This window comes from Klebsiella sp. BIGb0149 (assembly GCF_004362605.1).
Taxonomy (GTDB): Bacteria; Pseudomonadota; Gammaproteobacteria; order Enterobacterales; family Enterobacteriaceae; genus Klebsiella; species Klebsiella terrigena.
This window is the reverse complement of record NZ_SNYG01000002.1, coordinates 298,511-315,580: the sequence shown is the minus strand read 5'-3', so window position 1 is coordinate 315,580 and position 17,070 is coordinate 298,511. Positions and strand designations below refer to the sequence as shown.

18 protein-coding genes are annotated in these 17,070 nt (G+C 57.8%); 9 read left to right on the top strand and 9 right to left on the bottom strand.

Going from position 1 to position 17,070, the window contains the following annotated elements:
* Positions 1-31 precede the first annotated feature (31 nt).
* A complete protein-coding gene (gene rnd, locus EDF75_RS08255) occupies positions 32-1,147 on the top strand; it encodes a ribonuclease D (RefSeq protein ID WP_166646163.1) in 1,116 nt (371 codons plus the stop codon).
* A gap of 97 nt (positions 1,148-1,244) precedes the next feature.
* Here the strand turns inward: rnd and minE are convergent, their stop codons facing one another.
* The 3 genes from minE to minC are packed head-to-tail and all read right to left on the bottom strand — an operon-like array spanning position 1,245 to position 3,052.
* On the bottom strand, positions 1,245-1,514 hold the full coding sequence (gene minE, locus EDF75_RS08250; protein ID WP_041146181.1) for a cell division topological specificity factor MinE: 270 nt from the start codon (positions 1,512-1,514) through the stop codon (positions 1,245-1,247).
* 3 nt (positions 1,515-1,517) lie between these two features.
* Positions 1,518-2,330, bottom strand: a complete 813-nt coding sequence (gene minD / locus EDF75_RS08245; RefSeq protein ID WP_041146180.1) for a septum site-determining protein MinD — start codon at positions 2,328-2,330, stop codon at positions 1,518-1,520.
* A gap of 23 nt (positions 2,331-2,353) precedes the next feature.
* A complete protein-coding gene (gene minC, locus EDF75_RS08240) occupies positions 2,354-3,052 on the bottom strand; it encodes a septum site-determining protein MinC (protein WP_133598438.1) in 699 nt (232 codons plus the stop codon).
* A gap of 126 nt (positions 3,053-3,178) precedes the next feature.
* Here minC and EDF75_RS08235 point away from each other — a divergent pair, with 126 nt between their 5' ends.
* From EDF75_RS08235 to EDF75_RS08220, 4 genes are all read left to right on the top strand, one after another.
* Positions 3,179-3,457, top strand: coding sequence for a YcgL domain-containing protein (locus tag EDF75_RS08235; RefSeq protein WP_123709073.1), 279 nt, complete (start codon positions 3,179-3,181; stop codon positions 3,455-3,457).
* Positions 3,458-3,549: 92 nt separating this feature from the next.
* Positions 3,550-4,209 carry a fumarylacetoacetate hydrolase family protein gene (locus tag EDF75_RS08230; protein WP_045859128.1) on the top strand — a complete coding sequence of 220 codons (660 nt, stop codon included), beginning with the start codon at positions 3,550-3,552 and terminating at the stop codon, positions 4,207-4,209.
* Positions 4,210-4,302: 93 nt separating this feature from the next.
* Positions 4,303-4,749: a YcgN family cysteine cluster protein gene (locus EDF75_RS08225; protein ID WP_041146176.1), complete on the top strand. Its 447-nt coding sequence runs from the start codon at positions 4,303-4,305 to the stop codon at positions 4,747-4,749.
* Positions 4,750-4,875: 126 nt separating this feature from the next.
* Positions 4,876-5,391, top strand: coding sequence for a DUF4823 domain-containing protein (locus tag EDF75_RS08220; RefSeq protein ID WP_133598435.1), 516 nt, complete (start codon positions 4,876-4,878; stop codon positions 5,389-5,391).
* A 97-nt stretch (positions 5,392-5,488) separates the two neighbouring features.
* On the opposite strand, the gene EDF75_RS08215 is transcribed toward EDF75_RS08220, so the two are convergent.
* The 3 genes from EDF75_RS08215 to nhaB all read right to left on the bottom strand — a co-directional run bounded on the left by EDF75_RS08215 (position 5,489) and on the right by nhaB (position 8,333).
* Positions 5,489-5,833, bottom strand: a complete 345-nt coding sequence (locus EDF75_RS08215) for a TehB family protein (RefSeq protein ID WP_041146175.1) — start codon at positions 5,831-5,833, stop codon at positions 5,489-5,491.
* A 280-nt stretch (positions 5,834-6,113) separates the two neighbouring features.
* On the bottom strand, positions 6,114-6,644 hold the full coding sequence (gene dsbB / locus EDF75_RS08210; RefSeq protein ID WP_041146174.1) for a disulfide bond formation protein DsbB: 531 nt from the start codon (positions 6,642-6,644) through the stop codon (positions 6,114-6,116).
* Positions 6,645-6,782: 138 nt separating this feature from the next.
* Positions 6,783-8,333, bottom strand: a complete 1,551-nt coding sequence (gene nhaB / locus EDF75_RS08205; protein ID WP_133598433.1) for a sodium/proton antiporter NhaB — start codon at positions 8,331-8,333, stop codon at positions 6,783-6,785.
* A gap of 242 nt (positions 8,334-8,575) precedes the next feature.
* Here nhaB and fadR point away from each other — a divergent pair, with 242 nt between their 5' ends.
* Positions 8,576-9,295 (top strand): fatty acid metabolism transcriptional regulator FadR, encoded by a 720-nt coding sequence (gene fadR / locus EDF75_RS08200; RefSeq protein WP_041146172.1) that lies wholly within the window; start codon positions 8,576-8,578, stop codon positions 9,293-9,295.
* 74 nt (positions 9,296-9,369) lie between these two features.
* On the opposite strand, the gene EDF75_RS08195 is transcribed toward fadR, so the two are convergent.
* Positions 9,370-10,902: a SpoVR family protein gene (locus EDF75_RS08195; RefSeq protein ID WP_041146171.1), complete on the bottom strand. Its 1,533-nt coding sequence runs from the start codon at positions 10,900-10,902 to the stop codon at positions 9,370-9,372.
* A 321-nt stretch (positions 10,903-11,223) separates the two neighbouring features.
* Between EDF75_RS08195 and EDF75_RS08190 the strand changes: the two genes are divergently transcribed.
* Positions 11,224-12,522, top strand: coding sequence for a D-amino acid dehydrogenase (locus tag EDF75_RS08190; protein ID WP_133598431.1), 1,299 nt, complete (start codon positions 11,224-11,226; stop codon positions 12,520-12,522).
* Between the two features lie 9 nt (positions 12,523-12,531).
* Positions 12,532-13,602 carry a catabolic alanine racemase DadX gene (dadX, locus tag EDF75_RS08185; protein ID WP_133598429.1) on the top strand — a complete coding sequence of 357 codons (1,071 nt, stop codon included), beginning with the start codon at positions 12,532-12,534 and terminating at the stop codon, positions 13,600-13,602.
* Between the two features lie 16 nt (positions 13,603-13,618).
* Here dadX and EDF75_RS08180 read toward each other — a convergent pair whose 3' ends face one another.
* Positions 13,619-15,352: a potassium/proton antiporter gene (locus EDF75_RS08180; RefSeq protein WP_133598426.1), complete on the bottom strand. Its 1,734-nt coding sequence runs from the start codon at positions 15,350-15,352 to the stop codon at positions 13,619-13,621.
* 92 nt (positions 15,353-15,444) lie between these two features.
* Positions 15,445-16,359, bottom strand: coding sequence for a muramoyltetrapeptide carboxypeptidase (ldcA, locus tag EDF75_RS08175; RefSeq protein ID WP_041146167.1), 915 nt, complete (start codon positions 16,357-16,359; stop codon positions 15,445-15,447).
* Positions 16,360-16,454: 95 nt separating this feature from the next.
* On the opposite strand from ldcA, the gene emtA reads away from it, so the two are divergent.
* Positions 16,455-17,066, top strand: coding sequence for a membrane-bound lytic murein transglycosylase EmtA (gene emtA, locus EDF75_RS08170; RefSeq protein ID WP_041146166.1), 612 nt, complete (start codon positions 16,455-16,457; stop codon positions 17,064-17,066).
* The last annotated feature ends 4 nt before the right edge of the window (positions 17,067-17,070 follow it).

Sequence of the window (17,070 nt, the reverse complement as noted above, 5' to 3'; positions counted from 1 at the left end):
CCAGTTAAGAGAGCATGATTTGAACTATCAGATGATTACCACCAACGACGGTCTTCGCGCCGTCTGTGAAGCGGCAAGCGCGGCAGCTGCGGTTGCGCTGGATACGGAATTTGTCCGCACCCGTACCTATTATCCACAGCTGGGACTGCTGCAGCTGTTTGATGGCGAGCAGGTTTCGCTCATCGATCCGCTGGAAATCACCGATTGGGCGCCGATGCGTGAACTGCTGCTGAATCAAAACGTCACCAAATACCTCCACGCCGGCAGTGAAGATCTGGAAGTGTTCCTCAACACCTTCAGCCTGATGCCGCAGCCGCTGATTGACACCCAAATTCTGGCGGCCTTCTGCGGGCGCCCGATGTCGTGGGGCTTTGCCTCGATGGTCGAGGAGTACTCCGGCGTGGCGCTGGATAAGAGCGAGTCGCGTACCGACTGGCTGGCCCGCCCGCTGACCGAACGCCAGTGCGACTATGCCGCGGCGGACGTCTGGTACCTGCTGCCCATCGCCAGCAGGCTGATGGCCGAAACCGAAGCCGCCGGCTGGCTGCCCGCTGCGCTGGACGAGTGTCGCCTGATGCAGCAGCGCCGCCAGGAAATACAGGACCCGTCGCAGGCGTGGCGCGAGATCGGCAACGCCTGGCAGCTGCGCACCCGCCAGCTCGGCTGCCTGCAGCTGCTGGCGGAGTGGCGGCTGCGCAAAGCGCGCGATCGCGACATGGCGGTGAATTTCGTCGTGCGTGAAGAGCATCTGTGGAGCGTGGCGCGCTATATGCCCGGCAGCCTCGGCGAGCTCGATAGCCTCGGGCTGTCGGGCAGCGAAATTCGTTTTCACGGCAAGACGCTGATAAGCCTGGTGGCGAAGGCGCAGGAGCTGCCGGAAGAGGCGTTGCCTGAGCCGCTGCAAAACCTGATCGATATGCCGGGATACCGCAAGGTCTTCAAAGAGATTAAGGCGCTGGTGCAGGAAGTGAGTAGCGAAACGGGGCTAAGCGCCGAGCTGCTGGCGTCAAGAAGGCAGATTAACCAGCTGCTGAACTGGCACTGGCAGCTGAAGAGCGGAAATGCGCTGCCGGAGCTGATTTCCGGCTGGCGTAGTGAACTGATGGCCGATCGCCTGCGGGCGCTGCTCAGCGAATATCCGCGCTAGGTCACGGCAGCGCTAAGCTACGGCAAATAGCCCGGGAGATCTCCGGGCTATGCAACAAACTGGCCCGACGGCGCGAGGCTATCGGGCGCATCCAGCGTCAGGATTTCGACTCTTCCGGTTCTGGTAAAGTCACGTTCAACTCCAGAATCGAAATATCACCGTCTCGCTGCTCCAGCTGCACGCTGACCATTTCCGGGTCGATCTGCACGTACTTACAGATGACTTCCAGAATATCTTTTCGTAGCTGCGGCAGGTAATGCGGTTCAGCATCGCCGCGACGACGCTCCGCAACGATGATTTGCAGGCGCTCTTTCGCAATGTTGGCCGTGTTCTTTTTCCGCGAGAGAAAAAAGTCGAGTAATGCCATAATTTATCCTCCGAACAGGCGTTTGAGGAAACCTTTCTTCTCTTCTTCAATGAAGCGGAAAGGACGTTCTTCTCCGAGCAGACGTTCGACGGTGTCGGCATAGGCCTTACCTGCGTCCGACGCATCATCCAGAATAACCGGCTCACCCTGGTTTGACGCGCGCAGCACGGACTGATCTTCCGGGATCACGCCTACCAGATTGATACGCAGGATCTCCAGCACGTCTTCCATGCTCAGCATGTCGCCCTTATTGACGCGACCTGGGTTGTAGCGGGTCAGCAGCAGATGCTCTTTAATCGGCTCTTCGCCATTTTCCGCACGGCGGGATTTGGACGCAAGAATACCGAGGATGCGGTCGGAGTCACGAACGGAGGAGACTTCCGGGTTAGTGGTGATGATGGCTTCGTCAGCGAAGTACAGCGCCATCAGCGCACCGGTTTCGATGCCTGCAGGGGAATCGCAGACAACAAAATCGAAATTCATTTTTTTCAGTTCTTCAAGAACCTTGTCTACGCCTTCGCGGGTCAGCGCGTCTTTATCACGCGTCTGGGAAGCGGGGAGGATGTAGAGGTTTTCGGTGCGCTTATCTTTGATTAACGCCTGGTTCAGCGTGGCGTCACCCTGAATAACGTTAACGAAGTCATAAACCACCCGGCGCTCGCAGCCCATGATCAGATCAAGGTTACGCAGGCCAATGTCGAAGTCGATAACGACGGTCTTCTTTCCCTTCTGGGCCAAACCAGTAGCGATGGCCGCGCTGGAGGTGGTCTTGCCAACGCCCCCTTTACCCGAAGTCACAACAATAATGCGTGCCATAGAAATTCCTTGTTAAAAAGGGACTAACTCAACGGTTGAATAGTCAAAGCGTTATCGCCCAGACGCAGACGCGCCGCTTTGCCATAAAATCCGGCCGGGATATTATCACTCAGCCAGTATTCCCCAGCGATGGACACCAGCTCCGCCGCGAGGTGTGAACAAAATATTTGGGCTTCCCTGTCGCCGCCTGCGCCTGCGAGTGCGCGACCTCGCATCGTGCCATATACATGGATATTACCGTCGGCGATAAGTTCCGCACCGGCACTCACATGGTTTGTAACAATTAGATCACAGTGTGGTGCATAAATGCGCTGACCGGAACGTACCGGCAGGTCAATCAAACGCGTTTTTGTGATCTGATTAACAACTGGCGGGGCGACAACCGGTTCTGGCGGCGCCTGACGAGGCATTTTTTCTTTCCCTTCCGTCAGTAAAGGGATCCCGGTGCGGTCGATTTCTGCTTTCAGCCGCGGGACCTTGCAGCCGCTCACGCCGATAATACGTAAACCGGTGGTGGCGATGGCTTCCTGCATGGTGCGCCAGTCGACGACATTTTCGATGCTGCTAATATTCACAACGACCGGGGCGTGACGTAAAAACGCAGGGGCCTGGGCGATTTTGTCTTCTAACGCCTGACGAATAACCTCGGGATTTGCGTCGTGCAAATGAACGACAGATAAGGTGAAGCTACTGCCCTTAAGTTCGATTGGCGTATTTGACATCCTGGCCTTACTCAATTTGCTGTTTATCACCTGCCGAAGTGCGGTGATATTCCGAAGACTAAAAGGCATGTTATAGTCACTCATATATTGAGGCAAGTGACCACGGGTCTAATTCCGAGTAAAACTATGTTTTGTGTGATCTATCGAAGTACTAAACGTGAGCAAACCTATTTATATGTCGAAAAAAAGGACGATTTCTCACGCGTGCCCCCGGAATTAATGAGCAGCTTCGGCACGCCGAAAATGACCATGCTGCTGCCGCTCGACGGGCGTAAAAAACTGGCTGGCGCTGACCTGGAAAAAGTAAAACAGGCGTTGAGCGAACAGGGCTATTATCTGCAGATTCCTCCACCGCCTGAGAATTTACTCAAGAAGCATCTGGCGGAACAGGGGAATAATCCTTAAATAATTCAGACTGCGGGAAGGGGAACGTCGTTCGCGCCGGAGCAGCCTGAAGGAAAAGGGTATCACTCTGATTCACCCACTAAGGGGAAATAATGTACCAACATCATAACTGGCAGGGAGCATTACTGGATTTTCCGGTAAGCAAAGTCGTTTGCGTGGGCAGCAACTATGCAAACCACATCAAGGAAATGGGCAGTGCGACGCCGGAAGAACCGGTGCTGTTTATTAAACCTGAGACGGCGTTGTGCGATATCCGCCAGCCGTTGGTGCTTCCTGAGGGGCTGGGGTCGGTGCATCACGAAGTGGAGCTGGCGGTGCTGATTGGCAGCACGCTGCGTCAGGCGACCGAAGAGCACGTGCTCAAAGGGATCGCGGGCTACGGCGTGGCGCTGGATCTGACCCTGCGCGATCTGCAGGGCAAGATGAAAAAAGCCGGCCAGCCGTGGGAGAAGGCTAAGGGGTTCGACAACTCCTGCCCGATCTCCGGTTTTATTCCCGCCGCCGAGTTCCACGGCGACCCGCAGAGCACCGCGCTGAGCCTGAAGGTGAACGGCGCTGTCCGCCAGCAGGGCACGACTGCCGATATGATCCATAAAATTGTGCCGCTGATTGCCTACATGTCGCGCTTCTTTACGCTGAAGGCCGGCGACGTGGTGCTGACCGGCACCCCGGAAGGCGTCGGCCCGCTGAATAGCGGCGACGAGCTCGAAGTCGGTTTTAACGGTTTCTCCCTGTCGACCCGCGTGCTGTAACCTCCTGTTGCCGCCTTCAGAGGCGGCAAAACTTGCATCGGCGTGCCAGACTGGTTATAAGGTGCACCCTGAATTGCAATGACGGACATCCCTATGAGCGAACAACTCTTCTGGCAACATAAAACGCTGGAGCAAATGACCGACGCGGAGTGGGAATCACTGTGCGACGGCTGCGGACAGTGCTGCCTGCATAAGCTGATGGATGAGGATACTGACGAAATCTATTTTACTAACGTCGCCTGCCGTCAGTTAAATATTAAAACCTGCCAGTGTCGTAACTATGAACGGCGCTTCGAGTATGAGCCGGACTGCATCAAGCTTACGCGGGATAATCTGCCGACCTTTGAGTGGCTGCCGCCAACCTGCGCCTATCGCCTGCTGGCGGAAGGCCAGCCGCTGCCGCACTGGCATCCTCTGCTGACCGGCTCGAAGGCGGCGATGCACGGCGAGCGCATTTCCGTGCGCCATATCGCGGTGAAAGAGTCCACCGTTAACGACTGGCAGGACCATATTTTAAACAAGCCTGACTGGGCGCAGTAGCGCCCGCTGCCCGCAGCGCTAAGCAGTACGGCTAAAACAAAAATCCCGCCAACGGCGGGGTTTTTATTTTAGCTCGATGGTCACCGATGATAAAATGTTTCCGTTTGCAATTAATGGAAACATAAAATGAAAAAAATACTAATGATAGCGATTACCGGGCTCCTGCTTGGCGGATGTTCGGCGAAATACAACACAGCAGAAGTCACCAAAAGTACCGAGCTGTTGCTGAAAAATAAAATGGTTGTTATTGCTCAGCCGGCAAATGGGGTTTATGAAACCAAAGTATACAACGGCTCCGGGGCAGCTACGGCCCTCGCGGTCCAGTCTGCGTTCTCCCGTTATACCGACAACGTATCCGTTGTTCTGGAGTGTACGACGCTGAGCTGCCTGAAGGATAAACGCCCGCTCAGTGAAGGCTATTATGTGGTTCCTCAAATACTGCATTGGGAAGACAGAGCGACAGAGTGGTCAGGAATTCCGGATAAAATTGAAGTGAAAATAACGGTCTATCATTCCGTCACGGATCGCGTGGTCGCCTCATCCATCCTGAGCGGTAAGAGTAAGTGGGCCACTTTCGGTGGCGATCATCCTCAGGATTTATTACCGCAACCGATTAATAGCTACGTTGCGGGCTTGTATTAATCACCACGTCCAGCGGCGTTCGAATTAGCCTTTCATCCCTGTCTGCAAAAACCCGCCAATCGGCGGGTTTTCTGTTTTCAGCCATCGGCAGGCGGGATTACGATTTTTTGCTGTGGAACAGCCCGTTTTCGCCGTCGGCGTCATCCTCAACCCAGAAGTTGATATTGAACTGGGCGTCGTCGCTTAATTCGATGCGGTGCCAGTACTGAGGCGGGCTGGTCGCAAACTGCCCGGCGTTAATCACCACTTTGACCTCCGGTTCCGTCGCCTGTTCGTCGGCGAAGCCGTAATACGTCACCGTCCCTTCCATCACGCAGAGCTGGCCGAAAACGGCGGCAGCGGTGTTGTGGTGGGTGAGCAGGGCGGCAGGTACGTTCTCTTTGGTAAAGAAGGGCGTGGAGCGTTTAACTTTCCAGTTAGCCGGAATACGCAGGTGAGACATCGTGAGCTCCTTAGCGGATGCGAATAAGATGTATTTAATATGCAACTTATGGGGCCTGACGTCAACTCGCGGGAGAGAAAAATACCCTAAAGGCGCGGTGCCGGCGGTCGGGGTCCGCTGCGCTCAACGAACGTCGGACAGAAGCTGCGGCCTCCCCGGGTCTTTTCATCGCCGAACCTTCGGCATCGTGGAGAGCTGCTGGGGGGCGAGGCAAAAAAAACCTGCCAGCGATTGCTCTGACAGGTTTTACTCTTAGCGGTGCGGCTTTAGCGCAGCGGGGTTAGCGGCCGAACAGATCGCGTTTTTTCGGTTTGAACGGCTGAGCAATCAGAACCAGCACGGCCACAACCAGATAGGCGGCAAAGATCCCCACCAGCCACTGCGGCATCTCCAGCGTCAGAAACTCCCACTGACGCACGGAACAGTCGCCGCTGGCCACGAACATCTGCGGCAGCCACTTATCCAGCGGCAGCCACGTTGGGAAACGGGCGGCAAAGTCGCAGGTCTGGAACGGAGAAGGGTGAAGCTGAATCATGGTATGTTCCCACGCCAGCTGCAGCCCCCGCAGCGCGCTGTAGAGCCAGATAACCAGCGCCACGTAGCGCAGCGGCGTTTTCGGGGCGATAGCGCCGACAATACCGGCTGCCATAATGCCTAATAGCGCACAGCGTTCGTAAATACACATTACGCAGGGCTGCAGCAGCATAACGTGCTGGAACCACAGCGCAACCATCTCAAGCGCGAAAGCGGTGAACGCCATCAGGAGCCAGGCTCCGCGTCCTCTTGAGCACTGGTTTAAATATCGCAACATAGTCTTTTCCCTGAAAAATGCTAAATCATGGCAGTGTAAACGAAAACCGAACCGACGCCAGCAGCTAGTCCGAAAATATTACGTAAAAATATTGCACATCCGCCGGTAGATTGCGGATGCGTCAATATCGCGTCAGGCTCAGGGAAGCTGCGGCGTCACGAGCCAGCCGTTTTCGAGCATCCACTGCGTCGCCGGCATCAGCGTAAACTCAACGCACAGCAGCCCGACCAGGGTCATCACGATGGTGTAAGGCAGCGCCATCCACACCATTCGCCCGTAGGAGAGGCGAATCAGCGGCGCCAGGGCAGAGGTCAGCAGGAACAGGAACGCCGCCTGGCCGTTAGGCGTGGCGACCGAAGGCAGGTTGGTGCCGGTATTGATAGCGACCGCCAGCAGCTCAAACTGCGGCAGGCTGATGTTGCCCTGCTGGAGCGCGGTTTTGGCCTCGTTGATATAGACCGTGCCGACGAAGACGTTATCGGAAATGGATGACAGCAGGCCGTTAAACAGATAGAACAGCGACAGCTGGGCGTGCGGGGACGCCTGCAGCACGAACTGAATCAGCGGCGAGAACAGGTGCTGGTCGATAATCACCGCGACCACGGCGAAAAAGACCGTCAGCAGCGCGGTGAACGGCAGCGCCTCGGTAAAGGCTTTACCGATAGCGTGCTCGTCGGTCACGCCGGAGAAGGTGGTCGCCAGAACGATCACCGACAGGCCGATCAGCCCGACCTCCCCAAGATGCAGGGCCAGCGCGGTAATCAGCCAGATGCCGATAATTCCCTGGGCGATAAGCCGCAGGCGATCCTGACGGCTGCGCTGCTGGCGGCTGCGATCGTCGTAATCCTGCAGAACCTTACGCACCGCCGGCGGCAGGGGTTCCCCGTAGCCGAACAGGCCGAACTTCTCTACCAGCAGGCAGGTGAGCAGGCCGCAGACGATGACCGGCAGCGTCACCGGTGCCATGCGTAAGAAGAACTCGCCGAAGTGCCATCCGGCCGCTTTGGCGATGATCAGGTTTTGCGGTTCGCCCACCATGGTCATCACGCCGCCCAGCGCGGTACCGACGCCCGCATGCATCATCAGGCTGCGCAAAAAGCCGCGGAACTGCTCCAGCACGTCGCGATAGTGCTGGTCGATGTGGCTATCGTCCAGAAGATCGAGATCGTCGGGGCGCGCGGAGGCCACGCGATGATAAATGCCGTAAAATCCCACCGCGACGCTAATCACCACCGCCACCACGGTTAACGCGTCGAGGAAGGCGGAGAGGAACGCCGCCGCCAGGCAAAAGGCCAGCGACAGCAGCATCTTGCTGCGGATCCCCAGCAGCAGGCGGGTAAAGATAAACAGCAGCAGCTGCTTCATAAAGTAGATCCCGGCCACCATAAATATCAGCAGCAGGATCACCTCGAGGTTGCCGGCGATCTCATCGCGAATATGCTCTGCGGTAGTCATCCCGATAAATACCGCTTCGATAGCCAGCAGGCCACCGGGCAGCAGCGGATAGCACTTGAGCGCCATCGCCAGGGTAAAAATAAACTCAACAACCAGCAGCCAGCCGGCGACGAACGGATTGAGGTAGAACGCCAGCGGGTTAATGATTAAGAAGATAATTAAGGTGAGCTTATACCAGTCCGGAGACTGGCCAAGAAAATTACGCCACAGGGCGCGGCCATAAGACATTTCCACGACAGACATCCTTCCCCGTCAAATATTGACATGAATTTACGTATTGCGATTGGCAAGACTACCAGCTGAGCAAAAGGGGAGGCAACCTGGTTCGCATTGTGCCCGACCTCTGTCAAACGCGAAGAGCAAAATCTCAAAATGAAACGGCGATCCCTTTTTAATTACCTCCTGGCGCTATCTGCCCCATAGCGGCTCTGGTATGATGAGTAGAATTTGCAACGCTGTGTAATGGAAATCTTACTATGGTCATTAAGGCGCAGAGCCCTGCGGGTTTCGCGGAAGAGTACATCATTGAAAGTATATGGAATAACCGCTTTCCCCCGGGCACCATTCTCCCCGCCGAACGTGAGCTTTCTGAACTTATTGGTGTGACCCGTACGACCTTACGCGAAGTTTTGCAACGTCTGGCCCGTGACGGTTGGTTAACGATACAGCACGGCAAACCGACGAAGGTGAACAATTTCTGGGAAACGTCGGGTCTGAATATTCTCGAAACGCTGGCGCGCCTCGATCACGACAGCGTTCCGCAGCTGATCGATAACCTGCTGTCGGTGCGGACCAATATCTCCACTATCTTTATCCGCACGGCCTTCCGTCAGCATCCTGAAAACGCCCTGCAGGTTCTCGCCGCGGCGCGTGAGGTGGAAGACCACGGCGATGCGTTCGCCGATCTCGACTACGGCATCTTCCGCGGCCTGGCCTTTGCCTCCGGTAACCCGATCTACGGCCTGATCCTCAACGGCATGAAGGGCCTGTATACCCGCATTGGCCGTCACTATTTTGCCAATCCGGAAGCGCGCAGCCTGGCGCTGGGCTTCTATCACCAGCTGGCTAAAGTCTGTGAAGAAGGGCAGCACGAGCAGGTTTATGAGATCGTCCGTCGCTACGGACATGACAGCGGTGAAATCTGGCATCGTATGCAGAAAACGCTGCCGGGTGATTTAGTCATCGGTATGCGCTAAGTCCCGCAGTAAGATAAAAAACGCCCGGCGATTATGCCGGGCGTTTTGCTTTATGCGATTTAGCGCCGCGCGATTTACAGCGCGTTTTGCCGCGGCGGGCTGCGCTCCAGCAGTTCGATGCTGCCATCGGCATTTTGCTGCTCCAGCAGGATGTCGAATCCCCACAGGCGATGGACGTGCTTGAGCACCTCACGGCGGCCCTTATCCAGCGGTACGCGGTTATGCGGCACGTAGCGCAGCGTCAGCGAACGGTCGCCGCGAAGGTCGACGTTCCACACCTGAATATTCGGCTCGAGGTTGCTCAGGTTGTACTGGGCGGAAAGCTTGGCGCGAATCTCCCGATACCCCTCCTCGTTATGGATGGCCGAAATCTCCAGGTAGTTGTGATGGTCGTCATCGAGCACCGTAAAGAAGCGGAAATCACGCATAATTTTCGGTGACAGGAACTGGCTGATAAAGCTCTCATCCTTGAAGTCGCGCATGGCAAAGTGCAGCGTCTCCAGCCAGTCGGAACCGGCGATGTCCGGGAACCAGTATTTGTCCTCTTCGGTCGGCGACTGACAAATGCGCTTAATATCCTGGAACATGGCAAAGCCCAGCGCGTAGGGGTTAATCCCGTTGTACCACTGGCTGTTATAGGGCGGCTGGTAGATAACGTTGGTGTGGCTGTGCAGAAACTCCAGCATAAAGCGTTCCGTCACCTTGCCTTCATCGTACAGGTGGTTGAGGATCGTGTAGTGCCAGAAGGTCGCCCAGCCCTCGTTCATCACCTGGGTCTGCTTCTGCGGATAGAAATACTGGCTCACTTTACGCACGATACGCAGGATTTCACGCTGCCATGACTCCAGCAGCGGGGCGTTCTTCTCCATAAAGTAGAGCAGGTTTTCCTGCGGCTCCGAAGGGTAGCGGCGCGCGGTTTCGATGGCTTTCTCTTCTTCCCGCTTAGGCAGGGTGCGCCACAGCATATTCACCTGGCTTTGCAGATACTCTTCCCGGCTTTTCTGCCGCGCCTTCTCCTCCTGCAGCGAGATTTTCTGCGGACGCTTGTAGCGGTCGACGCCGTAGTTCATCAGCGCGTGGCAGGAGTCGAGCAGTTTCTCCACCTCATCAACGCCGTAACGCTCCTCGCACTCGGTGATGTATTTGCGGGCGAAGATCAGGTAGTCGATTATCGAGCTGGCATCGGTCCAACTGCGGAACAGGTAGTTATTCTTGAAAAAGGAGTTGTGCCCGTAGCAGGCGTGAGCCATCACCAGCGCCTGCATGGTGATGGTGTTCTCCTCCATCAGGTAGGCGATGCAGGGATTAGAGTTGATGACGATTTCGTAGGCCAGCCCCTGCTGGCCGTGCTTATACGCCTGCTCGGTTTCGATAAATTTCTTACCAAACGACCAGTGCGGGTAGTTGATTGGCATGCCGACGCTGGAGTAGGCATCCATCATCTGCTCGGAAGTAATGACTTCGATCTGATGCGGGTAGGTGTCGAGACGATACAGCTTCGCCACCCGGTCAACCTCGGCGAGATAGGTTTCCAGCAGTTCAAAAGTCCAGTCGGGTCCATCGCTTAAACGAGTCGTGTCCCTGTTTATGGAATCAATCGTAGCCATTAGCGCGCCCTCATTGTCGGTGACTCTCTCTATACGGAGAGCCTCACAACAAGCATAGAACACGGCTCGGCAAACTGCGTCTGCGGACAATTTCTTTTCTTCGCGATTTAGCAATCTTAAAGGCCTGGTTTAGCCTTTAAAGCAGAATTTTATTCTGAGGAAAAATGAAGCGCAGCAGGAGATAGTAAATCTTCGGGGTCAGTGCTGGTGCGGTTCGGTGTGAGATAAGTCACCATAAATAAAGCGTATGTTGAATAATATTTTCAACTGAGTTATCAATTTGTAATCAGATGATTGTTCTTTAACTATTACGGAGTCGCTATGCGAGTCGTCATACTGGGAAGTGGGGTGGTTGGGGTAGCTAGTGCGTGGTATTTGAGTCAGGCAGGACATCAGGTCACGGTTATCGATCGTCAGCCGGGGCCGGCGGAAGAGACCAGCGCCGCCAACGCTGGACAAATTTCTCCGGGCTACGCCGCCCCCTGGGCCGCGCCCGGCGTGCCGCTGAAGGCCATTAAGTGGATGTTCCAGCGCCACGCGCCGCTGGCGATCGGCCTTGACGGCACGCAGTTCCAGCTCAAATGGATGTGGCAGATGCTGCGCAACTGCGATACCCGCCACTATATGGAAAACAAAGGCCGCATGGTGCGTCTGGCGGAGTACAGCCGCGACTGCCTGAAGGCGCTGCGCGAAAGCACCGGCATCCAGTATGAAGGGCGCCAGGGCGGGACGCTGCAGCTTTTCCGTACCGAAAAACAGTATGAGAACGCCACCCGCGACATCGCCGTGCTGCAGGATGCCGGCGTGCCGTATCAGCTGCTGGAGGCGAAACGTCTGCGGGAAGTTGAACCCGCCTTAGCCGAGGTGAGCCACAGGCTGACCGGCGGCCTGCGTTTGCCGAACGATGAAACCGGCGACTGCCAGCTGTTTACCACGCGCCTGGCGGCGATGGCGGAGCAGGCGGGCGTCATCTTCCGCTTTAATACCTCGGTTGATGCCCTGCTGTACGAAGGCGAGCAGATCGCCGGCGTGAAGTGCGGCGATGAAATTGTCAAAGGCGATGCCTACGTCATGGCCTTCGGCTCCTACTCAACGGCGATGCTGAAAGGGCTGGTGGACATTCCGGTTTACCCGCTGAAGGGCTACTCGCTGACGATCCCTATCGCCGAGGAGGACGGGGCGCCGGTATCGACTATCCTTGATGAGACTTACAAAATTGCGATTACCCGCTTTGACCAGCGGATCCGCGTCGGCGGGATGGCGGAAATAGTCGGCTTTAATAAGGAGCTGCTGCAGCCGCGTCGCGAAACGCTGGAGATGGTGGTGCGCGATCTGTTCCCGCGCGGCGGCCACGTAGAGCAGGCGACCTTCTGGACCGGCCTCCGTCCGATGACCCCGGACGGCACGCCGGTGGTCGGGCGCACGCCGTATAAAAACCTGTGGCTCAATACCGGGCACGGCACCCTCGGCTGGACCATGGCGTGCGGCTCGGGACAGCTTTTGAGCGATTTGATTTCGGGTCGCACTCCGGCTATTCCGTACGACGATCTTGCCGTCGCCCGCTATAGCCCGGGCTTCACTCCGGCGCGTGCTCAGCACCTGCACGGCGTTCACAACTAAGGAGTTTTCATGTCCCGTCCGGTACTGGCCAGCATTGATTTGTCGGCCCTGCGGCAGAATTTGCAGATTGTCCGGCGCGCGGCTCCGGGCTCGCGGCTGTGGGCGGTGGTGAAAGCCAACGCCTACGGCCACGGCCTGGCGCGCGTGTGGAATGCGCTCAGCGGCGCAGATGGCTTTGCGCTGCTGAACCTTGAAGAGGCGATCCTGCTACGCGAGCAGGGCTGGAAAGGGCCGATTCTGCTGCTCGAGGGTTTCTTCCACGCCGACGAGCTGGCGCTGTTTGATAAGTATCGCCTGACCACCAGCGTGCACAGCAACTGGCAAATTAAGGCGCTACAGCAGGCGAAGCTGCACGCTCCGCTGGATATCTACGTTAAGGTCAACAGCGGTATGAACCGGCTGGGCTTTATGCCGGAGCGCATCCATACCGTCTGGCAGCAGCTGCGGGCGCTGGGCAACGTCAGCGAAATGACTCTGATGTCGCACTTTGCCGACGCGGAAAACCCGCAGGGCATCGTCGAGCCAATGCGCCGCATCGAGCAGGCGGCGGAAGGGCTGGCGTGCTCGCGCTCGCTGGCGAACTCGGCGGCGACCCTCTGGCACCCGGAAGCGCATTTTGACTGGGTCAGGCCGGGGATCGTGCTGTACGGCGCCTCGCCGTCCGGCCAGTGGCAGGATATTGCCAACAGCGGCCTGAAGCCGGTGATGACCCTCAGCAGCGAGATTATTGCCGTGCAGAACCTGAAGGCGGGCGAGGCAGTGGGCTACGGCGGCCTCTACCGGACGACGGAGGAGCAGCGGATCGGCATCGTGGCCTGCGGCTATGCCGACGGCTATCCGCGCATCGCGCCGGCGGGAACGCCGGTGCTGGTTGACGGCGTGCGCACCACGCTGGTGGGGCGCGTGTCGATGGATATGCTGGCGGTAGACCTCACGCCATGCCCACAGGCCGGGATCGGCGCGCCGGTCGAACTGTGGGGCAAAGAGGTTAAAATCGACGACGTGGCCGCCGCCAGCGGTACCGTCGGCTATGAGCTGATGTGCGCTCTGGCGCCGCGCGTTCCCGTTGTGACCGTGTAACTTCTCGTGAGGCGGATTATTCCGCCTCATCTTCCGCTACGCGAACGCCCACCTTCAGAACGTGGTCCTCTTCTTTTTCCGCGACCGTCCACACCATTCCGGCAAACTCAACGTGGTCGCCCACCACCGGCGCGGCCCCGAGCTGGTGCTGCACCACGTCGCCCAGCGACTGCTGGCGATCGCGATACTCTTCCCCGCCGTCAAGGCCATAAATTTGCGCGACGTCGGCAAACTTAGCGCTGGCGTCAAGGATAAAGTCGCCGAAGAAGCGCTGATCGAGCGCCACCGGCGGCGACTGGCTGAACATTTTACCCAGCGCGGGCAGGTCGCGCTCGCGGCCGATAACGCACAGAATATCGCCTTCCAGCAGGCGGGTGCTGCCGGTGGGGTGCAGCAGCGCGTTATCGCGAAACAGGGCGGCAATGCGCGTTTCCGGCGGCATATGCAGATCGCGCAGCGCCGCGCCGACGCACCATTTATCCGCGCTGAGCTGATAGACGAACTGCTCCCACGGATTCTCCGGATGAATATCCAGCCCGACCCGGGAAATGGGCCAGCCCACCGGCGGGACCACCACTTTGGCTTTTTTCGCCGCCCACGACAGCGAGGTCCCCTGCAGCAGCAGCGAGACCAGCACCACGAAGAAGGCGACGTTGAAGAACAGCCGCGCATTCTCAAGCCCGGCCATCATCGGGAATACGGCGAGGATAATCGGTACCGCGCCGCGTAATCCCACCCAGCTGATAAATATCCGCTCGCGCAGGTTAAACCCGCGAAACGGCAGCAGGCCGGCGAAGACCGACAGCGGACGGGCGATAAAAATCATCCACATCGACAGCAGCAGCGCCGGGATCGCAATCGGCCACAGGTCCGACGGCGTCACCAGCAGGCCGAGCACCAGGAACATGGCGATTTGTGCCAGCCACGCCAGGCCGTCGAAGTTTTGCAGAATGCCGTGACGGTTGCGAATCGGCCGGTTGCCGAGCAGGAAGCCGCACAGATAGACCGCCAGGATGCCGCTGCCGTCCAGCGAGGTGGTGACGGCGAAAATCATAATTCCGCCGCTCAGCGCCAGCAGCGGATAGAGGCCGGTCGGCAGCACGATGCGGTTTATCATCTGCAGGAGCAGATAGCCGCCGCCGAGGCCGATGACGATCCCGAGGCCAAACTGCTGCACAATGTGCACCGCGAACATCCAGCTGAGGCCGGTTTGGTGCTGCTGAATCATCTCGATAAGCGTGATGGTCAGAAACACCGCCATCGGATCGTTGCTGCCGGATTCGATCTCCAGCGTTGAGCCGACGCGTTCGTTGAGGCCCTTGCCGCCGAGCAGGGAGAAGACCGCCGCGGCGTCGGTGGAGCCGACAATCGCGCCGATTAGCATCCCCTCAATCAGGTTGAGATGAAACAGCCACGCCGCCATCAGCCCGGTCAGGCAGGAGGTGATCAGTACCCCGACGGTGGCCAGCGAAAGCGCGGGCCACAGCGCCACGCGAAAGGAGCTGGCCTGGGTGCGCATCCCGCCGTCGAGCAGGATCACCGCCAGCGCCAGGTTACTCACCATATAGGCGAAAGGGTAGTTGTCAAAAGGGATGCCGCCGATACCGTCAACGCCCGCCAGCATGCCGATAGCCAGGAAGATGACCAGAATCGGAATGCCGAGACGTGAGGAAAAGGAACTCAATAAAATGCTACAGGTTACTAATACAGAACCCAGAATAAACAGACTAATAACCGCACCGGCATCCAATGTTCATGCACTCCTTACGCGTATGAAGATTTTGATAATTTGACATCATATTAACCATCCGCGGGGGATCCGGAAATGTGTCACGGAAAATTTTATTCCGTCAGCACCGGATGGCCGCTCAGCGTGAGGGTGGTGGTGGCCGCATTGTTCACCAGCAGCGCCCGCGCGCCGAGCGGCAGGGTGACGGTGCGCTGCTCGTGGCCGAAATCTAAGCCGTCGATCAGCGGAATAGCGAGCTGCGCGCGCAGGTAAGCGTAAACCGCCGGTAAATCGTATCCGGCGTCGTAATCGTTGGGCGCGGCGCCGCTGAAGCTGCCGAGGATAATCGCCCGCTGGCGCGCAAGAATGCCGCTGTGCAGCAGCTGCAGCAGCATGCGCTCGACGCGGAACGGATGTTCGTTGATATCTTCCAGCACCAGAATGCCGTCGGCAATCTGCGGCAGCCACGGCGTGCCGATAAGCGAGGTGAGCATCGCCAGGTTGCCGCCCCACAGCGTGCCCTGCGCGCGGCACTCCGGACCGTCTCCGTCCCATTCGAGGGTAAACTGCGGGCTGCTCAGCGCCTGCCAGAAGTGAAATTCCGTGAACGGATCCAGCGTTTCTGCACCAAAGTTACCTGCCAGCATCGGCCCGCTGAAGGTGATTATGCTACCCTTTGCCAGCAGACCCAGCTGGATCGCCGTGAAATCACTGTGGCCGCAGATCAGCAGCGGGTCCTGCCGCTGGCGCGCGGTCAGGCCCTGCCAGTCGATATGCGGGAGCAGGCGGCTGGCGCCGTAGCCGCCGCGCACCGGCATGACGATGCGGTTGCTGCCGTCGAGGGTGGCGAGCTGGTTGATATCGTCCAGGCGTTGCTGCTCAGTCCCGGCAAAGCGCTGCTGTCGGCGGGTAATGACCTGCTGGTTCATCACCTGGTGTCCTGCTTCCAGCAGACGGCTGACGCCGCGGGCCGCCGCCTGCTGGTTGGTGCAGTAGCCTGAGGGGGCAACCAGATAAAACTGAGACATGACAATTCCTTGCTAAGAATGAAAGGGTTATCATGCCGCCTGGAGCGATTATTGTCATCTCCAGGCGGCAAACTTCAGCCAATAAGGATAGATGTGTGAAATTGAGATGGTGCGTTTTTTTATTTGTGTTCCTGGCCGGCTGTAGCTCGAAACATGATTACCGCAATCCGCCGTGGAACGCCGAGGTTCCGGTGAAGCGGGCGATGCAGTGGATGCCAATCAGCGAAAAAGCCGGTGCGGCGTGGGGCGTTGATCCGCAGCTGGTGACGGCGATTATTGCCATTGAGTCCGGCGGTAATCCGACGGTAGTGAGTAAATCCGGCGCGGTTGGCCTGATGCAGCTGAAGCCTTCGACCTCCGGGCGCGATGTTTACCAGCGCATGGGCTGGCGCGGCGAGCCGTCGGTGAGCGAGCTGAAAAATCCGGAGCGCAATATTTCGATGGGCGCGGCCTATCTGAGCATTCTTGAGAACGGTCCGCTGGCCGGGATTAAAGATCCACAGGTGATGCGCTACGCGGTGGTGGTCTCCTACGCCAACGGCGCCGGCGCGCTGCTGCGCACCTTCTCGTCGAATCGCCAGGACGCGATTGACGAGATTAATGATATGGATGCCGACGACTTCTTCGAGCACGTAGCGAAAAAGCACCCGGCTCCGCAGGCGCCGCGCTATATCTGGAAGCTGCAGAAAGCGCTGGACGCGATGTAATCAT